Annotated in this window: 20 protein-coding genes; 14 read left to right on the plus strand and 6 right to left on the minus strand. The window is 65.7% G+C overall.

Features of this window, described 5'->3' with window-relative positions:
- The first annotated feature begins 114 nt into the window (after nucleotides 1-114).
- Complete coding sequence (locus E5P2_RS26970) at nucleotides 115-699, plus strand: glutathione peroxidase (protein WP_174259908.1); 585 nt, start codon at nucleotides 115-117, stop codon at nucleotides 697-699.
- A gap of 279 nt (nucleotides 700-978) precedes the next feature.
- Here the strand turns inward: E5P2_RS26970 and E5P2_RS26975 are convergent, their stop codons facing one another.
- A complete protein-coding gene (locus E5P2_RS26975; protein WP_162570154.1) occupies nucleotides 979-1,590 on the minus strand; it encodes a glutathione S-transferase N-terminal domain-containing protein in 612 nt (203 codons plus the stop codon).
- A 146-nt stretch (nucleotides 1,591-1,736) separates the two neighbouring features.
- Here E5P2_RS26975 and purB point away from each other — a divergent pair, with 146 nt between their 5' ends.
- Nucleotides 1,737-3,116 carry an adenylosuccinate lyase gene (gene purB, locus E5P2_RS26980; protein WP_162570155.1) on the plus strand — a complete coding sequence of 460 codons (1,380 nt, stop codon included), beginning with the start codon at nucleotides 1,737-1,739 and terminating at the stop codon, nucleotides 3,114-3,116.
- Nucleotides 3,116-3,676 (plus strand): YaeQ family protein, encoded by a 561-nt coding sequence (locus tag E5P2_RS26985; protein ID WP_162570156.1) that lies wholly within the window; start codon nucleotides 3,116-3,118, stop codon nucleotides 3,674-3,676. Before purB ends, E5P2_RS26985 begins: the two co-directional genes overlap by 1 nt.
- 125 nt (nucleotides 3,677-3,801) lie before the next feature.
- On the opposite strand, the gene E5P2_RS26990 is transcribed toward E5P2_RS26985, so the two are convergent.
- Together E5P2_RS26990 and E5P2_RS26995 are read right to left on the minus strand one after the other, a co-directional pair.
- Nucleotides 3,802-4,098 carry a putative signal transducing protein gene (locus E5P2_RS26990; protein WP_162570157.1) on the minus strand — a complete coding sequence of 99 codons (297 nt, stop codon included), beginning with the start codon at nucleotides 4,096-4,098 and terminating at the stop codon, nucleotides 3,802-3,804.
- Nucleotides 4,099-4,104: 6 nt separating this feature from the next.
- Nucleotides 4,105-4,566, minus strand: a complete 462-nt coding sequence (locus tag E5P2_RS26995; RefSeq protein WP_162570158.1) for a DUF3717 domain-containing protein — start codon at nucleotides 4,564-4,566, stop codon at nucleotides 4,105-4,107.
- Between the two features lie 414 nt (nucleotides 4,567-4,980).
- On the opposite strand from E5P2_RS26995, the gene E5P2_RS27000 reads away from it, so the two are divergent.
- The 3 genes from E5P2_RS27000 (at nucleotide 4,981) to E5P2_RS27010 (ending at nucleotide 6,661) form a co-directional block, all read left to right on the plus strand.
- Nucleotides 4,981-5,718, plus strand: coding sequence for a TerC family protein (locus E5P2_RS27000; protein WP_162570159.1), 738 nt, complete (start codon nucleotides 4,981-4,983; stop codon nucleotides 5,716-5,718).
- Nucleotides 5,719-5,767: 49 nt separating this feature from the next.
- On the plus strand, nucleotides 5,768-6,244 hold the full coding sequence (locus tag E5P2_RS27005) for a hypothetical protein (RefSeq protein ID WP_162570160.1): 477 nt from the start codon (nucleotides 5,768-5,770) through the stop codon (nucleotides 6,242-6,244).
- Between the two features lie 63 nt (nucleotides 6,245-6,307).
- Nucleotides 6,308-6,661 carry a phage holin family protein gene (locus tag E5P2_RS27010; RefSeq protein WP_162570161.1) on the plus strand — a complete coding sequence of 118 codons (354 nt, stop codon included), beginning with the start codon at nucleotides 6,308-6,310 and terminating at the stop codon, nucleotides 6,659-6,661.
- Nucleotides 6,662-6,709: 48 nt separating this feature from the next.
- On the opposite strand, the gene E5P2_RS27015 is transcribed toward E5P2_RS27010, so the two are convergent.
- Nucleotides 6,710-7,804 carry a glycosyltransferase gene (locus tag E5P2_RS27015; protein ID WP_162570162.1) on the minus strand — a complete coding sequence of 365 codons (1,095 nt, stop codon included), beginning with the start codon at nucleotides 7,802-7,804 and terminating at the stop codon, nucleotides 6,710-6,712.
- Nucleotides 7,805-7,815: 11 nt separating this feature from the next.
- Entirely contained in the window at nucleotides 7,816-9,375 is a 1,560-nt protein-coding gene (locus E5P2_RS27020; protein ID WP_162570163.1) for a M48 family metalloprotease, read from the minus strand.
- Between the two features lie 52 nt (nucleotides 9,376-9,427).
- Between E5P2_RS27020 and moaC the strand changes: the two genes are divergently transcribed.
- Entirely contained in the window at nucleotides 9,428-9,955 is a 528-nt protein-coding gene (gene moaC, locus E5P2_RS27025; RefSeq protein ID WP_162570164.1) for a cyclic pyranopterin monophosphate synthase MoaC, read from the plus strand.
- Here moaC and E5P2_RS27030 read toward each other — a convergent pair.
- Nucleotides 9,907-11,562 carry a PglL family O-oligosaccharyltransferase gene (locus E5P2_RS27030; protein ID WP_162570165.1) on the minus strand — a complete coding sequence of 552 codons (1,656 nt, stop codon included), beginning with the start codon at nucleotides 11,560-11,562 and terminating at the stop codon, nucleotides 9,907-9,909. The genes moaC and E5P2_RS27030 overlap by 49 nt on opposite strands.
- 303 nt (nucleotides 11,563-11,865) lie before the next feature.
- Between E5P2_RS27030 and E5P2_RS27035 the strand changes: the two genes are divergently transcribed.
- From E5P2_RS27035 to E5P2_RS27065, 7 genes are all read left to right on the plus strand, one after another.
- On the plus strand, nucleotides 11,866-12,369 hold the full coding sequence (locus E5P2_RS27035) for a type IV pilin protein (protein WP_162570680.1): 504 nt from the start codon (nucleotides 11,866-11,868) through the stop codon (nucleotides 12,367-12,369).
- 16 nt (nucleotides 12,370-12,385) lie between these two features.
- Nucleotides 12,386-12,988, plus strand: a complete 603-nt coding sequence (locus E5P2_RS27040) for a GspH/FimT family pseudopilin (RefSeq protein WP_162570681.1) — start codon at nucleotides 12,386-12,388, stop codon at nucleotides 12,986-12,988.
- An 83-nt stretch (nucleotides 12,989-13,071) separates the two neighbouring features.
- Nucleotides 13,072-13,437 (plus strand): type IV pilus modification PilV family protein, encoded by a 366-nt coding sequence (locus E5P2_RS27045; RefSeq protein ID WP_232080943.1) that lies wholly within the window; start codon nucleotides 13,072-13,074, stop codon nucleotides 13,435-13,437.
- Between the two features lies 1 nt (nucleotide 13,438).
- On the plus strand, nucleotides 13,439-14,572 hold the full coding sequence (locus E5P2_RS27050) for a PilW family protein (protein ID WP_162570682.1): 1,134 nt from the start codon (nucleotides 13,439-13,441) through the stop codon (nucleotides 14,570-14,572).
- 15 nt (nucleotides 14,573-14,587) lie between these two features.
- Nucleotides 14,588-15,283: a pilus assembly protein PilX gene (locus E5P2_RS27055; RefSeq protein WP_162570167.1), complete on the plus strand. Its 696-nt coding sequence runs from the start codon at nucleotides 14,588-14,590 to the stop codon at nucleotides 15,281-15,283.
- 40 nt (nucleotides 15,284-15,323) lie between these two features.
- A complete protein-coding gene (locus E5P2_RS27060; RefSeq protein WP_162570168.1) occupies nucleotides 15,324-19,289 on the plus strand; it encodes a pilus assembly protein in 3,966 nt (1,321 codons plus the stop codon).
- 7 nt (nucleotides 19,290-19,296) lie between these two features.
- Nucleotides 19,297-20,031, plus strand: coding sequence for an energy transducer TonB (locus E5P2_RS27065; RefSeq protein ID WP_162570169.1), 735 nt, complete (start codon nucleotides 19,297-19,299; stop codon nucleotides 20,029-20,031).
- Nucleotides 20,032-20,059 lie beyond the last annotated feature (28 nt).

Raw genomic sequence — 20,059 nt, forward strand, 5'->3', positions numbered from 1 at the left:
GGCCGACGGATTTTAGTCGGGGGGTTTGGCGCGCCGATGACAAGCGCGCGATGATGCGAATACGCGCGCCGGGGTGGGCGCGAATCCATGCTCCTTTCACCGAGGAAACCCGCCATGCGAATCTCCCTCCGGCCGTCAATGACTCTTTCTGCGGCAGCCCTGTGTGCGGCTTGCCTGCTTCCGACCGGCGCCAGCGCCCAGACACAGGCAGCGGCGAGCTGTCCGGCCATCCTGCAGCACACCTTTCTGCGCTTGCAGGACGAAAAACCCCAGGCGCTGTGCCAGTACGCCGGCAAGGTCGTGCTGGTCGTCAATACGGCGAGCTTCTGCAGTTTCACGCCGCAATACAAGGGGCTGGAAGCGCTCGACAGCAAATACCGCGCGCGCGGCTTCGTGGTGCTCGGCTTTCCGTCCAACGATTTTGCGCAGGAATCCGGCTCCAACAAGGAAATTGCCGACTTCTGCGAGAACACCTTCGGCGTGAAATTTCCGATGTTCGCCAAGTCCTCCGTGCGCGGTGCGGACGCCAATCCGCTGTTCAAGCAATTGGCGCAGATCTCCGGAACCACGCCCAAATGGAATTTCTACAAATACCTGATCGATCGTGACGGCAAGGTCGTCGATTCCTATTCGAGCCTGACTTCGCCGGAAGACCGCCGCTTCGTCAGCGAACTGGAAAAGCAACTCGGCCCGAACTGACACGGAACGGTTTCGTCGTCATGGGGCAGTTTGTCACAAATGCTTACCAATGCCGCGGGAACCCCACCGGGGGGCTTCGCTCATAACGGTTCCGGGTCTTCCTGGCCCGGACTTTTTTCATGTTGCGAGGTCTTCCGGGCGCCTGCCGCCCGGTCGAAATCCCGGGGCGATTCTCCTCCTCCTCCCTCCCTCCCTCCTTCGCGTCGGGGCGCCTCGCAACATTTTTGTATTCCTGCCGGAGTTCAAAAAAGAAGGCGCCTTGCGGCGCCTTCTTCATCATCAGGGCTGGGTGTCGGCGAAGCTGGGTCGCAGCATCAGCTTGTCATAGAGACGCACGAGGTTGGGATGGTCGGCACGCCAGTCGACTTCCGGAAAGCGAAACCCGATCCAGCCGAGCGCGCAGCCGACCGCGATGTCCGACAGACTCAGGTGGATGCCGCTGCAAAAGGGCTTCTCGGCCAATCCCTTGGCCATCGCGGCGATCCCGCCTTCGACCTTGGCGCGCTGGCGGTCGATCCAGGCTTGGCTGCGCTCGCCATCACTGCGTTTCGCCCAAGTCGCCTCGAGGCGCCAGAGCACGCCGGCGTCGACCACGCCGTCGGCCAGCGCCTCCCAGGTCTTGACTTCGGCGCGCTCGCGGCCTTGCTGCGGGATCAGCTTGCCGACCGGCGACAGGGTATCGAGGTATTCGACGATCACGCGTGAATCGAACATGGCCTCGCTGCCGTCCATGATCAGGCAGGGAACCTTGCCCAGCGGATTGGAACTCGCGATCGAGGTGTCCTCGGACCAGACGTCTTCGATCACGAACTGGTAGTCGAGCCGCTTCTCGGCCATGACCACGCGCACCTTGCGCACGTAGGGGCTGGCTGCGGATCCGATCAGTTTCATGCGGGCTCTCTCCCCCTCGGGGGTCGTCGTTGTGGCACTTCGATTCTAGGTGAAGGCGCACGCCGCGGAATCGTGCCTTTGCCGAGGGCCGGCGCCGCCGCGAGGGACGAAATTGCTTCCCCCGGGACGCCACCTAAAATTCGGCCATGAGCTTCTCCACTGTCTCCGCCCTTTCCCCCCTCGACGGTCGCTATGCGGCCAAGCTCTCGGCATTGCGGCCGCTGATGAGCGAACAGGGCTACATGCACCGGCGGGTGCAGGTCGAAGTCGCCTGGTTCATCGCGCTGTCGGACTGCGGCTTTCCCGAATTCAAGCCGCTCACCGGCGGCGCACGCAAGTACCTGCTCGGCCTGGTCACGAATTTCTCCGAGGCCGATGCGGTCGCGATCAAGCAGATCGAGAAGACCACCAACCACGACGTGAAGGCCGTCGAATACTGGATCAAGTCGAAGTTCGAGGCGCGGCCCGAACTGCTCTCGGCCTCCGAGTTCGTCCACTTCGCCTGCACCAGCGAGGACATCAACAACACCAGCCACGCGCTGCAGATCCAGGCCGCGCGCGAGAAGGTCATGCTGCCGGCGATCGACGGCCTGATCGCGACGCTGCGCGAGATGGCTGGCAAATTCGCCGCCGTTTCGATGCTCTCGCGCACGCACGGCCAAACGGCCAGCCCGACCACCGTCGGCAAGGAACTCGCCAATGTCGCCGTGCGCCTGGCGAAAGCGCGTGCGCAGATCGCGTCGGTGCAGCTGCTGGGCAAGATGAACGGCGCGGTCGGCAACTACAACGCGCACCTCGCGGCCTGGCCCGAATTCGACTGGGAGGCGTTCAGCCGCAAGGTCGTCGAGACGCCGGCGCCGCTCGGCCTCGGCCTCAGCTTCCAGCCCTACAGCATCCAGATCGAGCCGCACGACTACATGGCCGAGCTGTTCGATGCGGTGGCGCGCGCCAACACGATCCTGATCGACTTCTCGCGCGACGTCTGGGGCTATGTGGGTCTGGGCTATTTCAAGCAGCGACTGAAGCAGGGCGAGATCGGTTCGTCGACAATGCCGCACAAGGTCAACCCGATCGATTTCGAGAATGCCGAGGGCAATCTCGGCCTCGCGAATGCCTTGCTGCGGCATCTGAGCGAGAAGCTGCCGATCAGCCGCTGGCAGCGCGACCTGTCCGACAGCACCGTGCTGCGCAACGTCGGCGTCGCCTTCGGCTATGCCGTGCTGGCCTACGCGAGCCTCGCGACCGGCCTCGGCAAGCTCGAGCTCAACGAGGAGGCGCTGGCCGCCGACCTCGACGCTTCGTGGGAAGTGCTGGCCGAGCCGATCCAGACCGTGATGCGGCGCTTCGGCGTGCAGGGCGCCTACGAGCGGCTGAAGGAAGTCACGCGCGGCAAGCGCGTCACGGCCGAGGCACTGCATGGGTTGATCCGATCGCTCGACATCCCCGAGGTCGAGAAAGAGCGACTGCTGGCGATGACGCCGGCCAGCTACACCGGCAAGGCGGCCGAGCTCGCGCGGCGGGCCTGATGGCCCTCAAGTCCACGATCTTCAAGGCGAACCTCGCCGTCGCCGACATCGACCACAACTACTACGCGGACCACGCGCTGACCCTGGCGCGGCATCCCAGCGAGACCGACGAGCGGATGATGATCCGCCTCGTCGCGCTGGCCCTCAATGCGTACAAGCTGCAAGACGTCTGCCACGGCGACGGCACGCTGGCCTTCGGCGCCGGCCTGTCGAATCCCGACGAGCCCGACGTCTGGCTGCGCGACTTCACCGGCGAGATCAAGCTGTGGATCGAGGTCGGCCAGCCCGAGGACAAGCCCATCATCAAGGCCTGCGGCAGGGCCGACGAGGTCATCGTCTATTGCTTCAATCATGCGGCCGAGATCTGGTGGCGCGGCATCGAGAACAAGCTCACCCGGCCGCAGAATCTGAGCGTGTTCCGCGTACCCACGCTCGCATCGCAATCCCTCGCCGCGCTCGCGCAGCGCTCGATGCAATTGCAGGCCACGGTGCAGGAAGGCGCGCTGATGCTGGGCGATGGCACGCACAGCATCGATATCGAGCTCGTGCGACTGAAGTAACGCCGCCGGCGCGTCCCCGTTCCCGTCCCTTCCAGAAACACCGCGGAACCGGCTTTGCCGGGCCGCAGGTGTTGCCCCCTGCAAGGGGGTTGGCGAAGCGACACGAAGTGCGCGGAGACTGGGGGTTACATCATTTTCCCGCAGCGCCAGCACTGCTCGAAGCCGCCCTCGACCAGCTCGCCGCAGCTGCATTGCCAGCGCCGCTGCGGACGGTGTTGCAACTCACGCAGAAGGCGTTCGGCAAGAGCGAACTGGGCCTCGTCCTCGACCCAGATTTCCGGCAGGCACTGATCGGGCGGCAGCTGGCCCGCTGCGCCGCCGAGGTATTCGCGCTGGACCGACACGGCGACACCGTCCTCGCGCAGCGCATGCGCCCAGAGCGTCGCGATCGCCAGATTGGGAGCTTGGGCGAGGCGGCGCATGAGGACTCAGCCCGCGCCCTCGGGCGGCGCTTCGGCGATCGCGTCATCGGGCCACACGGGCTCGGCCTCGCGCGCCCGCTCGGCGTACTTGTTGAAGCGCCAGGCCGTGTCCTGCATGGTGATGCGGCGCCAGGTGGCGCGCTTCTCGCCCGGCGTCATGGCGGGCCAGTGCTGGACCTCGTCGAAGCTGCGCCCGCAACCCTTGCATTCGTCGTCGCCCTGACTGGTGGAGCAGATGGCGATGCAGGGCGTGTCGGGCGTGGTCTGGTACCAGGCCAGCCACGCGGCCCAGGCTTCGGACGGGAAGCCGACCTCGTCGACCTCATCTTCATGGTGGAACACCATGAGCGCGTAGACCTCGGCCAGCGCGCGCAATTCAGGCGCCAGAGTGATGCCATCGGGCGATGGCTTGAGCTCGCGCCAGTGGTTGATGGCGGCCTCGATGTCGGTGATGTGAATGGCGGCCATGGACGGTCTGGAAAGGCGAGCGGGCATCATAGACCGGCAAAGGCCCGCGACCACCGAAGGTTATGGATGCTACCAAAACAATAGCAACAAATGCCCAGTGGACGCGCGTTGTAGATTCATTTTTCTTAAGCCCTCGAAAAAATGCGTTGCCACGCCGACGCCCGGCTGCTCTAATTCCGGCACACGAAGGGGAGTAGCTCCCGTCCGCTTTTCATCAGAGCGGGTATCGTCAGGTCGTCAATACGAAGCATCAAAAACTTCCGGCCTGTCGGGCAGCCCACGCTGCCGAGCAAGACCTTCGATTTGAACCTGCGCAGGTTTGATCGAAGCGATTGCAAGTCCCGGAGCCCCCGGTCCTCATTTCAGCCGCTTCATCCGATCTGCCCGGAATGGATCGAACGAACAGAGGACTTCATGGAACAGTTTCTGACCCCCGAATTCTGGGTCGCCGTCGGCCAGATCATCATGATCGACATCCTGCTGGGCGGCGACAACGCGGTGGTGATCGCGCTGGCTTGCCGCAAGCTGCCGCCGGCACAACGCACACAGGGCATCCTGTGGGGCACCGCGGGCGCCATCGTGCTGCGCGTGGTGCTGATCTTCTTCGCGCTCACGCTGCTGGCAATCCCGTTCCTGAAACTGGCCGGCGCCATCCTGCTGGTATGGATCGGCATCAAGCTGCTGGTACCCGACGCCGACGATCCGCACGGCAGCATCACCGCCAGCGACAAGGTGTGGGCGGCGGTCAAGACCGTGATCGTGGCCGACCTGGTGATGAGCGTGGACAACGTGATCGCCATCGCCGGCGCCGCACAGGGCGCGAGCGACGGCCACCAGATGCCATTGGTGATCTTCGGCCTGCTGGTCAGCATCCCGATCATCGTCTGGGGCAGCCAGCTGGTCATCAGGCTGATGGACCGCTTCCCCGTGATCATCACGCTCGGCGGCATGCTGCTCGGCTGGATCGCCGGCACCATGGCGGTGTCCGATCCCGCGCTGGTCGACACGGCGCAATGGACCTGGGTGCCCAAGGTGCCGCCGACCGACGCCGCGAAGTACCTGGCCGGCACGGCCGGTGCGCTGCTGGTGCTGGCGATCGGCAAATGGATCGCCGCGCGCAACCCGAAGTCGGCGAACACGGTCACCGCCTGATCCGCGGCCGATGCCTCTCTCACTCTCAGCCACGAAAGAAGGAGCACCCATGGAAAAGATCATCCTCTACGTCGATGACGCGGCCTACGCGCGCGAGTTCATCGCCGGCCTGGCGGCCGATGCGACCCAGGCGGCCCATGCCAGAGGCCCGCACCACTGGGTGCTGGTGGCCTGCGCGCCGCGCATGACGCATCGCATCAGCAAGTGGGTAAGCCACAGCGCGCGAGAGAACTGGCGCGCCAAGTGGTTCGCCAAGGTGCAGGACCAGTTGGTGCCGCTGCTGCAATGCGAAGGCGATCTGGTGACCGCGCTCGTGGCCAAGGGCCCGCTCACCGAGCTCACGCAGCGGCTGAAGCAGGAACACGGCGCCGCGCGGGTGGTCGATGCGCGCCGCCCGAAGATCGGGGCCGAGCTCGAACCGGTCGCGCCGGGCCAGCCGCCCGCGAGCCATTCGGGCTGGGTGCTGCCGGGCGCGATGCTGGGCATGGGCGCGCTGCTGGTGCTGGCCAACGAGTTCGCGGAATAGGCCGCTGCATCCGGTGCACGGCGTCAGGTTTGCGGCGCCATGCCCGGTGTATCCTGCGCCGCTATGCGACTTCTCATCAAATGGCTGCTCAGCGCATTGGCGCTGCTCGCGGTGACGTACGTCTACAGCGGCGTGCAGGTGACGAACTTCAGTTCGGCGCTGATCGCCGCGGCAGTGATCGGGCTGCTCAACATGGTCCTGCGGCCGGTGCTGGTGGTGCTCACGCTGCCGGTCACCATCGTCACGCTGGGCCTGTTCCTGTTCGTCATCAACGCGCTGCTGTTCTGGGCCGCGTCGGGCCTGCTCGCGGGCTTCCATGTCAACGGCTTCGTCTCCGCCTTGATCGGCTCGCTGCTTTATTCGGTGATCGGCCTCATCATCGAGGCCGCACTCGGCGGGCTGTTCTCGAAGCGTTGATCGCTGGCCGGCCATCCGGCATGGCACGGGCCGCCGCGCGGCCCGACCTCAGGCGGCATGGCCACGCCCCTGACGCTCGATCGTGATGTCGATCGCCTGCCGTATCCGTTCATACATCTTGCGGCTGCTGAATGGGGCCACCGATGCACGAACCGCGTCGGCGACGGGAAGCAGGGAACGATCATCGACCAGGGTCCGGATACGGCGCGCGAGCGCATCCTCGTCGCCGACCGGATAGAGCCAACCGTTGCAATCCGGCTGGATGATTTCGGTCGGGCCCGAGGGACAGTCGCTGCTGAGGCAAGGAATGCCGTGCGCCATGGCTTCGATCAACACCATCGGAAAACCCTCGAAGGCAGAACACATGACAAGCAGGTCCACCGTCCCGACCGCATGCCAGGGATCGGACTGCCATCCCAGCCAGTGCAGGCGATCGGCGATGCCGAGCCGCTCGGCCAAGGCCTGCAGCTGGAAGACATCGTCTTCGGACTCTCCCTTGCCGACGAGAACCAATTGCCAATCGCCCGTCACGCGTGCAAGCGCGCGCAGGAGATCGTCGGTGCGCTTCTGTCTTCCGACCATGAGACGCCCTGCATGCAGCAGGCGCAGCGGCCCGCCGGTCGAGCGGGCAAGCCGTGCCGCCGAATCGATGCGCACGCCGTTGTAGACGAGGTGCACCCTGTCGGCATCGACGCCGGCGGTCTCCTTCACCGCCGTGGCGATCTGCGAGCTGATGCAGAGGTGGCCATGGGCAAAGCGAAGAAGGCTGGTGCGCTGTTTGTGCGCCGTCGAAAAATGCAGCCACGCCATGACCGGCCGCCGCAGGCGCGCCAGGAACAGGCTCAACCTCAGCAGCGGAATGCTGGAGCCATAGATCGCGATCACGACGTCGGGCCGATGGGTCCTGCAGGCGCCGATGACTGCGGGCAGGCCGGGGATCATCTGCCACTTGAGCGACCTCGGTCCGTTCGCGACCTCGGTATAGAGCAGCCCATCGTGCCAGTGTGCATCCAGAACGCTCGGGCTGAGCGCAAGAATGCGCACTCGATCGCCGACGGCTTCGGCTTCCTCGGCGAGCATTCGCACGCAGGTCTCGATGCCACCAAGGCCGGACAGCGTGCCGACGACGACCAGGATTTCCATGCGGCGGCGCCCTATTTGAGCGGGGGTTCGGCCGCCTGCTCCTTCACCAGCGCCTCGACCGCGCGCTCGCGGGTGTCGATGATCGACGCCTCGTAGTGGTCGATCGGCGTGCCGCCCGGTTTTTCCTCGCTCTTGCGCACCAGTTCCTGGGCGGCCTTGAGACGGTCGCGCGCGCCCGGGTAATCGAGGATCGCCACGTTGGCCTCGGCGTCGGCGCGCACCGCGCGCAGCGTGTCGTTCTGCGCGTTGTAGAGACTGGACAGCGTGCGCCAAGTGGTCGCGTCGCGCGGATGAACCGCCACCCAGTCGCGCAGCGGCGCCACCATCGGCGTCGGGTTGTGCGTGGCGACCGCAGCCTGAGCGGCCAGCAGCATCTCGGGCCGGTCTTTGGCCTTGGGATCGAGCAGCGCCGCTGCCTTGGGCGCCGCGCCCGCCGCGAGTTCGATTTCGGCGGACAGCAGGCGGGCCAGGCGCGAGCCCGCCGCATCGCCGGCCGTCAGCGTGACGAGCCGCTGTGCCTGCGCGCGCGCCGCCCTGAAATCGCGCAGCGCGTTGGCCGACAGCGCCGCCGCGTAGAGCATGCCGGCCTGTTGGGCGGGCGCGCTGCGCGCGAACTCGCCGCTCGATGCCGTGTCGACCCAGAGCCGCAGCATGTCGACGCCGGGCCGCGCCAGCACGCGCGCCCGGGCCGAGATCATCGCGTGGTCCATCGTCAGCGGGATCGCGGCGGCGGCGTTGCCGGCCTTGAACTGGAAGCGCGCCTGCATGTCCGCCATCCGCTCGCTGGTGAGCGGATGGCTGCGCAGGTACGGATAGGAGCCGTTGTCGTTGAGGCGCGCGGCGTATTGCAGCTTCTCGAACATCGCGGCCGCGCCCTGCGGCGCGAAGCCGGCCTGCGTCATCACGCCGAAGCCGATGCGGTCGGCCTCGCGTTCCATGTCACGCGAGAACGCAAGCTGGTTCTGCGCGAACAGCGCCTGGCTGCCGACCAGCACGGCCTGGCCAGCATCCGGATTGCGGCTCTTGGCCGCAGCGATCATGCCGAGCACCATGCCGGCCAGCACCAGCGGCGTCTGCTTGCTCTGCCGCGCCATGATGCGCGAGATGTGGCGCTGCGTGATGTGCGACATCTCGTGGCCGAGCACGGTCGCGAGCTCGTCCGGGCTGCCGACCACCGCGATCAGGCCGAGGTTGAGGCCCATGTAGCCGCCAGGCAGCGCGAACGCATTGATGTCGCGGTCGCGGTCCAGCAGGATGGTCCAGGCGAATCGCTCGTCGAGTTCGGGCGTGAGCTCGCCGCGGGTGCGTGCCGCTGCGAGCAGCCGCTGCCAGATGCCGTCCACGTACTCGAGCAGGACGGGGTCGTCGAGGTAGTCGGGATCGCGGTAGATCTCGCGGGCGATCTGGTCGCCGAGATGGCGCTCGGCGCTGGCGGTCATCTCGCCGCCGTCGCCCAGGCCCGGCAGCAACTGGGCGCGGGCCGGCGCAGGCAGCGCGAGCTGCGAGGCGATCAACAGCATCGCGCACAGGGTGCGGAAGAAATCAAGGGGAAAAGGAGTCACGCGTGGCATTCCTCGTCTATGGCTCGGCCTCGTATGATGCGGCACTCTGCCGAACGTTCACATGAGTTCTCTCACCCATTTTGACGCCCAGGGCCAGGCCCATATGGTCGACGTGGCCGCCAAACCCGCAACCCATCGCGTGGCCGTGGCGACGGGCTGCATCGAGATGCAGGCCTCGACGCTGGCACTGATCGAATCGGGCAGCGCGAAGAAGGGCGACGTGCTGGGTGTCGCGCGCATCGCGGGCATCCAGGCCGCCAAGAAGACCAGCGACCTGATTCCTCTGTGCCATCCGCTGGCGCTGACGCGCGTGGCAGTGGCCTTCGCGGTGGCGGGCGGCGAGGTTCCGCAGGTGGCTTGTACCGCCACCGTCGAGACGGTCGGGCCGACCGGCGTCGAGATGGAAGCCCTGACCGCGGTGCAGGTCGCGCTGCTCACCATCTACGACATGTGCAAGGCGGTGGACCGCGGCATGCGCATCACCGATGTGCATGTGCTCGAGAAGCATGGGGGCAAGTCGGGGAGCTACGTCGCTGCCGATCAATCGGGCGGCTCTTCCAGCGGCTTGCCGGCGAGCCAGCGCACGTAGTCGTTCGGAAACGCGTCCTTGAAGCGCGCTGCCTGCGCGAAGGCCTCGTCGTCGCGTCCGAGCAGCGTGGCGCTTTCGATCAGCTTGATGATGACGCGCGGCTCGGGCGAGAAATGAAGCATCTGCAACGCCAGCGCATGCATCCTGGCGGCGTTGGCCTTGTCTACCGGAGTCAGCGTCAGCTCGGCGAATTGCACCTGCCTCGCAAAGAGCCACGAGCCCTGCAGCTTGGCCAGCGTGTCGTCGCGGTAGGCGGGCAGGCGTTCGTCGCGCGCGAGATAGATCTGGCTGATGCGGTTGTAGTCCCAGCCTGTGTAGCCGACGACCGCCAGCAGGAGGACCGCGGCGCCCCTCGACAACACAGGGATCGCACGCCATGCCGGCCTCGGCTTTTCCGCCGCCGGCCAAAGCAGCCCAAGACAGAGCCCGAACACCAGCTGGAACGGTCCGTACCAGAGCGGATATTCCAGCAGGCTGTGCAGCAGGATCGCCGCGAGCATGCCCCAGGCCATGAGCCGCGTCGAATCGGTTTCGCGCCACGGACGCGCAGCGAACATCATCCAGCCGAAGTTGCCGCAGATCAGCACGGCAGCCGGTACGCCGAGCTCGACCGCGAGGTGCAGCGGCAGGTTGTGCGCGTTGTCCAGGATCAGCATGAAGCGCGGGCCGCTGTAGAAGGTCGCGTAGTGCGCGTAACTCAGCTCGCCCCAGCCCCAGCCGCGCCACGGATGCCGGGCGATCAGCGCCAGCACGTTGTGCCACAGCACGGCGCGGCCGTGAGCATCGGATTCGCCCTCGCGCAGGCGGCCGAAGATGCCTTCGACTTCCGGGCCGGCCAGCGTCGGCAGCAGCCACGCGAAGAAGAAGTACACGGCGATGATCGCCAGCAGAAGCCAGGGCGACGGCAGCCGAAAATCGCTCTTGCCCGCACGTAAAGGCTGGCGCTCGCGCCATGCCAAAAAGGCCGAGATGATGCTGATCGACACGACCTGGATCAGCCCGGTGCGCGATGTCGATGCGGCAGCCGCTGCGATGAGCAGAATCCCTGCCGGCCACAGCGCCGTGCGCACGCCGCGCCCATGGGTCGCGTACAGCCACAGCGCAGCGATCAGCGCCATGCCGATCAGCGTGGCGAACTGGTTGCGCTGGCGCAGGTTGCCGTAGGCCTCGCCGAGCTTGGGTGCCGTGGTCCAGGGCGCCAGCGCATCGGCCATCCCGTAGTACTGCAGCAGGCCGAGGATGGCGCTGACGAGGCCTGCGATGAGCAGACCCCAGCCGAAGGCCCCGGCCAGCCACTTCGGCGAGCGCGCCAGCCCCGCGCCGACGCACGCGGCGAGGCCCACGACGCCGACTGCCGCGGCGGCCGACAGACCGGGAACCGTACCGGGTCCTCGCCCGAGCAGCACCCACGCTGCGCCGAATGCCAGCCAGGCGGCCAGACGAGGCGCGAGCGCTGCGGCCGGTCCCACGATCACGAGCAGCGCCGAGCAACTCCAGGCCGCCAGCAATTGCCACGTGTTGACCGATGGGCCTGCGGCCCATGGAAAGAGAAAGGGCAGCGCGATGAGCAGTGCGCAGGTCCATGCCCTGGCCAGCTGCTGTGGCATGAGGAGCGCCTGGCCCAGCGGCTTCGGATCGATCAGGGTCGCGATGTTCCTGTCCTTTCGGCAGCAGTGTGTCCGGCCATGGGATGTGCGGCCTGCGCGGTGTCTGCCATGAAGTTCGGCAATTCGAAGCTGGGCTCTAGTTCATTCAAAAGTTCACGCTTTCAACACCATGAATTGACAAAAGGCGCTTGCCGGCAGATGGACGGCAACGCCATGAAAGCCTCGCTTGTGACAATTGGTGACCGCCATTAAGACATTCGATTGAAAGTCACCACAGTGCAAACCGCCTGCCACTCACCATCGATGGCCGCTGGCCCTTTCAGCCGTGGCGCAGCACCTCGCCGCCTTCGGACGTCGGGGTTCACGCTGATCGAAGTGATGATCACGATCGCGATCGTAGCGATCCTGGCTTCGATCGCAGTTCCTTCCTACATCGACTACATCCGCCGCGGCCAGATCCAGGAGGCCTTCGGCTTCCTCTCCGATTTCCGGACGAAGATGGAGCAGTACTACCAGGACAACCGCAACTACGGCACCGCTGCCACGGCTTGCGCATCGGACCCGACCGCCAACGGCTGGAACAACTTCGCGCCGAGCAGCGCCAAGTATTTCACCTTCGGATGCAAAGCCGACACCGCTGCCGGCGACTCCACGCAGCAGAGCTACATCATCACCGCCACGGGCAGCGCAGGTCGGGCGATCGGCCATGTCTACACGATCAACCAGAGCGGCGATCGCGGCACGACGATGTTCAAGGGTGCGACCGTCAACGTGACCTGCTGGCTCTCGAAAGATCCCACCTGCTGACCCGCGGAGCAGAACCATGCGTCAACGCGGCTTCACGCTCGTCGAACTGATCGTCACCATCACGGTGCTGGCGATGATCCTCGCGATGGCCATGCCCACCGTCGCCAACTGGACGGGCAACACGCGCATCCGGAACGTCGCCGACTCGCTTCAGAACGGCCTGCAGATCGCACGCGCCGAGGCGGTCCGGCGCAACCAGAGCATGTCCTTCTGGCTCGTCGCGGTCGGTGATCCCACGACCCTGAGCAACGATTGCACCCTCTCCAGCACCAGCGGCTCCTGGGTGGTGAGCATCAACTCGCCGGTGGGCCATTGTGCCGACGCCCCTTCGACCACTTCCTCGCCGATGCTCGTCACGGGCCGGGCATCCGGTGGCGGCATCACGGTCGCTGCCTTTCAGGCCGACAACGCTACCGCCGGCATGGCCGTCACCTTCGATGGTTTCGGACGGATCGCTCCGACCGCGGGCGCGGGCACGATCGGGTTTATCAACGTGACCGGTGCGACCGGCAGCGTCAACCTGAGCATCGTGGTCTCGCCGGGAGGGCTGGTGCGCATGTGCGATCCGCGCGTGACCGACACCAAAGACCCGCGCCTCTGCGTCCCCCCAAGCCCGTAACGGAAATGCACGCCCAAAAGAAATTCCTCCAACGACCACGGGCCGCCGCGCCCCGCCGCGTCCAGGGTGTTGTCTTGATCGAAGTGATGGTGGCGATGCTGCTGTTCATGCTCGGCGTGCTCGGCCTGGTCGGCCTGCAGGGCGCGATGACACGCGCACAGACCGATTCCAAGGTGCGTGCCGACGCGGCCTTCCTGGCCAGCGACGTGGTCGGCCGCATGTGGTCCGACCTCGCCAATATGGCGAGCTACGACGGCACCGGGTGTGCCTCGCAGGCGCGTTGCAAGGAGTGGCAGACCAAGGTGGCCAACGATCTGCCGAGAGGAACCGGCACTGTGGCAGTCACCGCGACCACCGGCGACGTGGCGATCACCATCAACTGGACCATGCCGAACGGCGACGCCCATCAGTACGTCACGCACACGACGGTCGCGAAATCCGGGAGCTAAGATGAAACTCACCCAACGGGCCGGGCAACGCGGGTTCACGCTGGTCGAACTCATGATCGGCCTGCTGCTGGGCATGCTGACCGTGCTGGTGATCTCGCAGGTCCTCGCAGTGGCCGAAGGCAAGAAGCGATCGGTCGCGATGGGCAGCGACGCGCAGGTCAACGGCGCGATGTCGCTCTACACCCTTCAGCGCGACATCGAGATGTCGGGCTACGGCGCAACCTCGAGCCTGGACGCGCTGGGCTGCCCGGTGAAGGCGAAGTTCGACGTGAGCGGCTCGCCGTTCACCTTCACGCTGGCGCCGGTCGTCATCAACGATGGCGGCGGCGATGCGCCCGACTCGATCACCGTCCTGCGCGGGCGAACCTCGGGCTTCTCGGCACCCATGGCCCTGTCGGGCGCCCATACCGCGACGGACAACCATTTCACGGTGGTCTCGTCGTTCGGCGCGGTGGTCAACAACATGATGATCGCCGTGCCGAAGCTGCAGGGCGCCAGCAACTGGTGCAGCCTGTTCAACGTGACCTCGGACACCGCCTCCCCCGCGACCACCCTGTCGCCGACGGTCGTGCCGCATGTCGCCGGCACCAGCGGCAAATGGAACCAGAACAGCGTCTTTCCGCCGAGCGGCTACGTCAAGGACGACTACCTGCTGAACATGGGCTCGATGGTTCTTCGCACCTATTCCATCAACACGGTCAACAACGCGAACAACCTCCAGGTCAGCGAGCTTTCGCCCGTCACCGGCGTCAACGCTTCGCAGGATCTCTACCCGCAGATCATCAACCTGCAGGCGCTGTACGGCAAAGGCACGCTGGATGCCAGCGGCAACATCGCGGTCGATACCTACGACAACATCACGCCGCTCACCAACGCAGACTGGCAGCGCGTGGTCGCCATCCGGATTGCCTTGGTGGCGCGCAGCAACCAGTTCGAGAAGGATGAGGTCACGCAGGCCAACCCGCTGTGGGACGTCGGCACCTCGGCCACCATCACCGGTCCCACGACGACCACGTGCAACGGCACCAGCAAGTGCATCACGCTCAAGGTCGACGGGCTGGACCAATGGAAGCACTACCGCTACAAGGTCTACGACACGATCGTGCCGCTGCGCAACGTGCTCTGGAATTCCTGAGTCACCACCATGCACATGCACGCATCCATCGCTCGTTCGCGCGGGTCCGCCCAGCGCGGGATCTCGCTCCTGTTCGCTCTTCTCGCACTGGTCGCGTTGTCGCTCGGAACGCTGGCGCTGGTTCGCTCCGTCGACACCGGCAGCCTGCTGCTGGGCAACATCGGCTTCAAGCAGGATGCCACCGCGGCGGCCGACCAGGCCGCGCGCCAGGCCATCGACTGGCTCACGCTCAACAACGCCAGCCTCAACACCGACCTCGCCACGAGCGGCTATTACGCGAGCACGCAGGAACTCGCGGCGGACGGCGTCACCATCAAGCCGCCGGTCGATGTCACCGGCCAGATGCTGGCCGGCACGGCCAATCGCCAGCTGGTCGACTGGGACGCCAACAATTGCAAGGCCGCAGCCAGCGGCTCGTACACCGGTTGCACCCTGCTGCCGGCGAGCATCGCCGCCACCATCAACGGCAACCAGGCGAGCTATATCGTATTCAGGCTCTGCTCCAAACCCGGCGACTTCACGACCGACACGAGCATCACTTGCGCCCAGCTTGCGACCAGCGCCCCCGCGTGCGGGTCCAAGGGCGCGCTTGACTACGGCGGCGGAGCCCCGCTCCCCTGCGCCACGTCCAGCACCTACTACCGCATCGTCGTGCGCGTGCTCGGCGCGCGCAATACCGCCAGTTTCACCGAGACCATCGTGCATTTCTGATGAGGGGGCGCCATCGGCGCCAGCAGAGGAATCCAACGCCATGAAGAACAAAGCCATTGCCGCCTTCGCCCTGGAGCCCCATGGGCGCGCCGCCCGCTGCGCGCGCTTGTCGCTGCTGGTCTGCGCCCTGACGATCGCGGCATTTGCGCCGGCGGCCAAAGCGGGCTTGACGGACCTGTCGAACCAGCCGCTGGCCACGCGTCCCACCGTCCAGGCCAAGCCGAATCTCCTGTTCATTCTGGATTCGTCGGGTTCCATGAACTGGAGCTACATGCCCGATGATCTGGGGCAATCCCAGAATACGAGCGATCAGCCTTACACGAACTGGTACGGTTACTGGTCGGCTCAATGCAACGGCGTGGCCTACGACCCCACGACGACTTACAACCCGCCGCTGAATGCGGACGGCACGTCCTTCCCTAACGCCAATTTTTCGGCAGCGAAGGCCGACGGCTTCAACGCGTCGAGCTCCACGACGAACCTCGCCAACAGCTATTACTACAGGTACAGCGGCAGCCAACCGAAGATGGGCTGGACTTACACGGCCAGTGGTGTCATCTCCAACACCTTCTTTACCGAGTGCAGCACCAGAACTTCGGTGCCGAGTTCCATTTTCACCAAATGGGTGATGACCAGCTCGTCGTCCGACGCGCAGAATTACGCCAACTGGTATTCGTATTACAGCCATCGCTACCTGCTAATGCGCACCGCGATGGGTCGCGCGATCTCGGCACTCGATGCGAATTACCGAGTCGGCTTCACCACCATCTATGACACCGCGGCGGTGGATGGCACCAACTACTTTCGCGACGTCAAGGATTTCGACGCCACCCAGAAGGCTAACTTTTACAGCAGTCTGTATGGCGTAGCGCCGAACGGCAGCACGCCCCTGCCTACCGCCCTGGCCGAGGCCGGTCTTTATTTCGCCAAGAAGATCCCGCGCCAACAGTACGACCCGATGCAGTATTCCTGCCAGCGCAACTATGCGCTGCTGTCCACCGACGGTTACTGGAACAGCAACAACAGCGTGCGACTGGATGGCCGAACTGCCATCGGCCAGCAGGACGGCACGGAAGATCGACCGATGCGGGACGACACTAGGAGCATCGTGACCACGGTGACGCCCTGGACCGCACCGGCAACCAGGAACCAAACGTCCAGCAAGCAATCGCGCACCATCACCTGGACGAGAACCACCGTTTCGTCCTCCGGTCCCGGGACCAAGTCCAACGGCGGCACATCAAAAAACAGCTGCACGAAGACCGGGTATTACTTGGTCTCGACCAAGACCCAGACCGCGACCGAGAAGCAAACCCAGCAATTCTTCACGCCGCAGTCCGGCACGTCGCAATACAACGTCACGACGGTCACCACCGACGGCACCCTGACCTCCACGAATCAGAGCACAGCCGCAGTTCCGGCCTGGAGCAGCGGCAATACCACCGTCGTCATCACCGATACCAGCACCACCACCAATCCCACCACTACGGACCCTATCGACCCCCCTGCGGCCAGCTACAACGCCGGGAGTTCGACCAACACGGCCTGTCAGACCGCCCCGGTCAGCAGTGGGCCCACGGATGCGATCACCAACACCGGCAACTGGTCCCCGTCGACACTCACCTACACCACGGATTCGCCGGTCATCGGCACTTACACGGCAGGCACCTCGACCTCAACGCCATCGACGTCGGGCGGCTCGCCCAACACCCTCGCCGACGTCGCCGAGTACTACTACAAGAACGACCTGCGCAACAGCGCGCTGGGCAACTGCACTTCGACCAGTTCAGGCAGCAGTCAGGACGTCTGTGCCGACATCGTGCGGCCGGTGGGCACCGACTTGAATACGATGCAGCACATGAATACCTTCACGATCGGTCTCGGTGCGAGCGGTACGTTGCCCTACGACAGGAACTACCTGACTCAGACGGTGGGGGCCTTTGCCGACCTCAAGAGCGGAGCCGTGAACTGGCCGACACCCAACCCCAACGGTGACGCCACCAACATCGATGACCTCTGGCATGCCGCCGTCAATGGCCGCGGCCAATACTATTCGGCGCTCAACGCCAGCTTGCTCGCCGACGCCATCAATGGGGTTATCACCACCGTTCAGCAGGTCGCGGGCTCGGCCTCGGCGGCCTCGACCAGTTCCCTCGAACTGGTGGCAGGCAACAACAACCAGGTCTACCGGGCCAGCTACACCACCGGGACCTGGACCGGCGACCTGCAGGCCTTCACACTCAATGCGGCGGATGCCAGCATCGCCGCGACACCGAGCTGGTCCGCGCAGACGATCCTCGACACCACGCCAGCCACGAGCCGCAAGATCTATTTCAGCGGTGCGAGCGGACTGCAGAGCTTCACCTACAGCAACCTGAGCGCCGCGCAGCAGGCGTACTTCGACAACTTCTGCTCCCAGGCTGCGGTGGCCACGCAGTGCGCGACGCTCACGACCGCCGACAAGACGCTCGCCAACACCGGCGCCAATCTCATCAACTACCTGAGCGGCGTGCGCAGCTACGAGACGGCCGTGGCGACCGCATCCACCGGCATCAGCACCACCAGTTCGGCGCTCTACCGCGCGCGCGACCATGTGCTGGGCGACATCATCAACGGCGCGCCGGTCCACGTCGGCAAGCCGCCCTTCACCTACGGCGATGCCGGCTACGCCGACTTCGTGACGGCGCAGAGCCTGCGCAAGAACGTCGTCTACGTCGCCGCGAACGACGGCATGCTGCATGCCTTCTCGGCCGATCCTTCCGACGGCGGCACCGAACTCTGGGCCTACGTGCCCACCGCCGTGATGCCCAATCTCTACAAGCTGGCCGATGCAAGCTATGCATCGAAGCACCAGTACTATGTGGACGGCGCGCCGGTGATGGCCGACATCCAGGTCGGCACTACCTGGAAGACCATCCTGGTCGGCGGCCTCAACGACGGCGGGAGCAGCTACTACGCGCTCGACATCACCGACCCGTCGAACCCGAAGGCGCTCTGGGAGTTCACCGATGCCAACCTGGGCCTGAGCTTCGGCAATCCCGTGGTGACCAAGCGCGCCGACGGCACCTGGGTGGTCGCGTTCGCTTCGGGCTACAACAACACCTCGGGCGACGGCCAAGGCCATCTGTATGTGCTGAACGCCAACAGCGGCACCAAGCTGCTCGACATCTCGACCGGCGTTGGCAGCAGCACCGACCCGAGCGGCCTGGCGAAGATCAACACCTGGATCGACAACCCGGCCGACAACACCGGCAAGCGCTTCTACGGCGGCGACCTGAAGGGCAACCTCTGGCGCTTCGACGTCGACAAACTGGTAGCGCCGAACCAGGCCGCGATGCAGCTCGCCAAGTTCCAGATCAACACGACGACACCGCAGCCGATCACGACCAAGCCCGAGTTGGCGCAAGTCTCCGGCAAGCCCGTGGTCCTGGTCGCGACAGGGCGCTACCTGGGCGTCTCCGACATCACGGACATGACGCAGCAGAGCATCTACGCCATCAAGGACCCGCTGACCGCCACCGGCTGGGGCGACGTGCGCGCGGATACCGCCGACTTCGTCCAGCAGACCTTCACGGTGGACAACACGACCACGCCACCTTCCGCTTCCGTCACGAATCTCACGGTCGACTGGACGACCAAGGCCGGCTGGTGGGTCGACCTGCCGCACGCGGGGGAACGCGTGAACACCAACCTGACCCTGCAATTCAACACGCTGGCGATCGCGACCGCCATCCCGAACGGCGATGCCTGCGCGTCGGGCGGCTCGTCCTGGCGCTACTACCTCGACGTGACCAACGGCGGGGTGATCACCACCAACCCCACGGGCGAGCAGTGGAGCAGCAACTCGCTGATCGTCGGCTTGACCTGGGTCAAGGACAGCAACGGCAACATACGCATCATTACGCAGGGCAGCAACGGCGACCTCAAACCCGACACCCCGCCGATCCCCCCGATCACGGGCAGCGGCAGTGCGCACCGGACCTCATGGCGCGAGCTGTCGGACTGATTCGCCGATGACGGCCCTGGCATCGACGACGCTGCCAGGGCCGGGATTCGCGGCGAGCCGGCTCCGTGCCGGGCGCTGGGTGCTGCCGGTCTGCGCCATCTTCTCGTTGGCGCTGCATGCGTCGCTGCTTGCCGTCCATGTCGCGCCGAGGCAAGCGGCACACGGCGCGGGCGGCAATCCGCGGACCCTCCAGGTGCGTCTGCAGCCTGCGCCGACCGCCGCGCCTTCCGTGACCCCGATCGCGCCGCAGCGGCCGGCTGTCGCAGAGCCGGTCGTTGCAGCGACGCCCGCCGCGCGTCCAGCGCCCCGCGTCGAAGCAGTACCCATCGCCGAAACGGCCGCACCACCGGTTGCAACGCCGCCGCCGGCTGCGGGCGCGGAGGCCGCAGCGCCGATCGCCATCGCCTCCTCGGCCGTGGCCACAGCCGACCGCGACGACTATGTGCCGCGCCCGCTGTTGTCGGTCCCGCCCGTCGCCATGACGCCGGTCCTCCTCGCGGCGCCGCCGGGCGAGACGGCCCTCGCCCGCTACGTGGGCATCCTGTCGCTCTTCATCGACGAGCAAGGCAAGGTGCAGGACGTCATCGCCGACAAGCCCGACCTGCCTGCCGCGTTCGAGCAGGCTGCGCGGGAAGCCTTCATGGCTGCGCGGTTTGCACCGGGGCAGATCGATGGACGGGGCGTCAAGTCGCGGCAGCGCGTGGAGGTGGTGTTCGACAATACGCCGCTGGCGGGTCGGTGAGATGCGCGCTCTTTTTGAGCAAAAGACC

This window comes from Variovorax sp. SRS16, from assembly GCF_901827165.1.
Lineage (GTDB): Bacteria > Pseudomonadota > Gammaproteobacteria > Burkholderiales > Burkholderiaceae_C > Variovorax.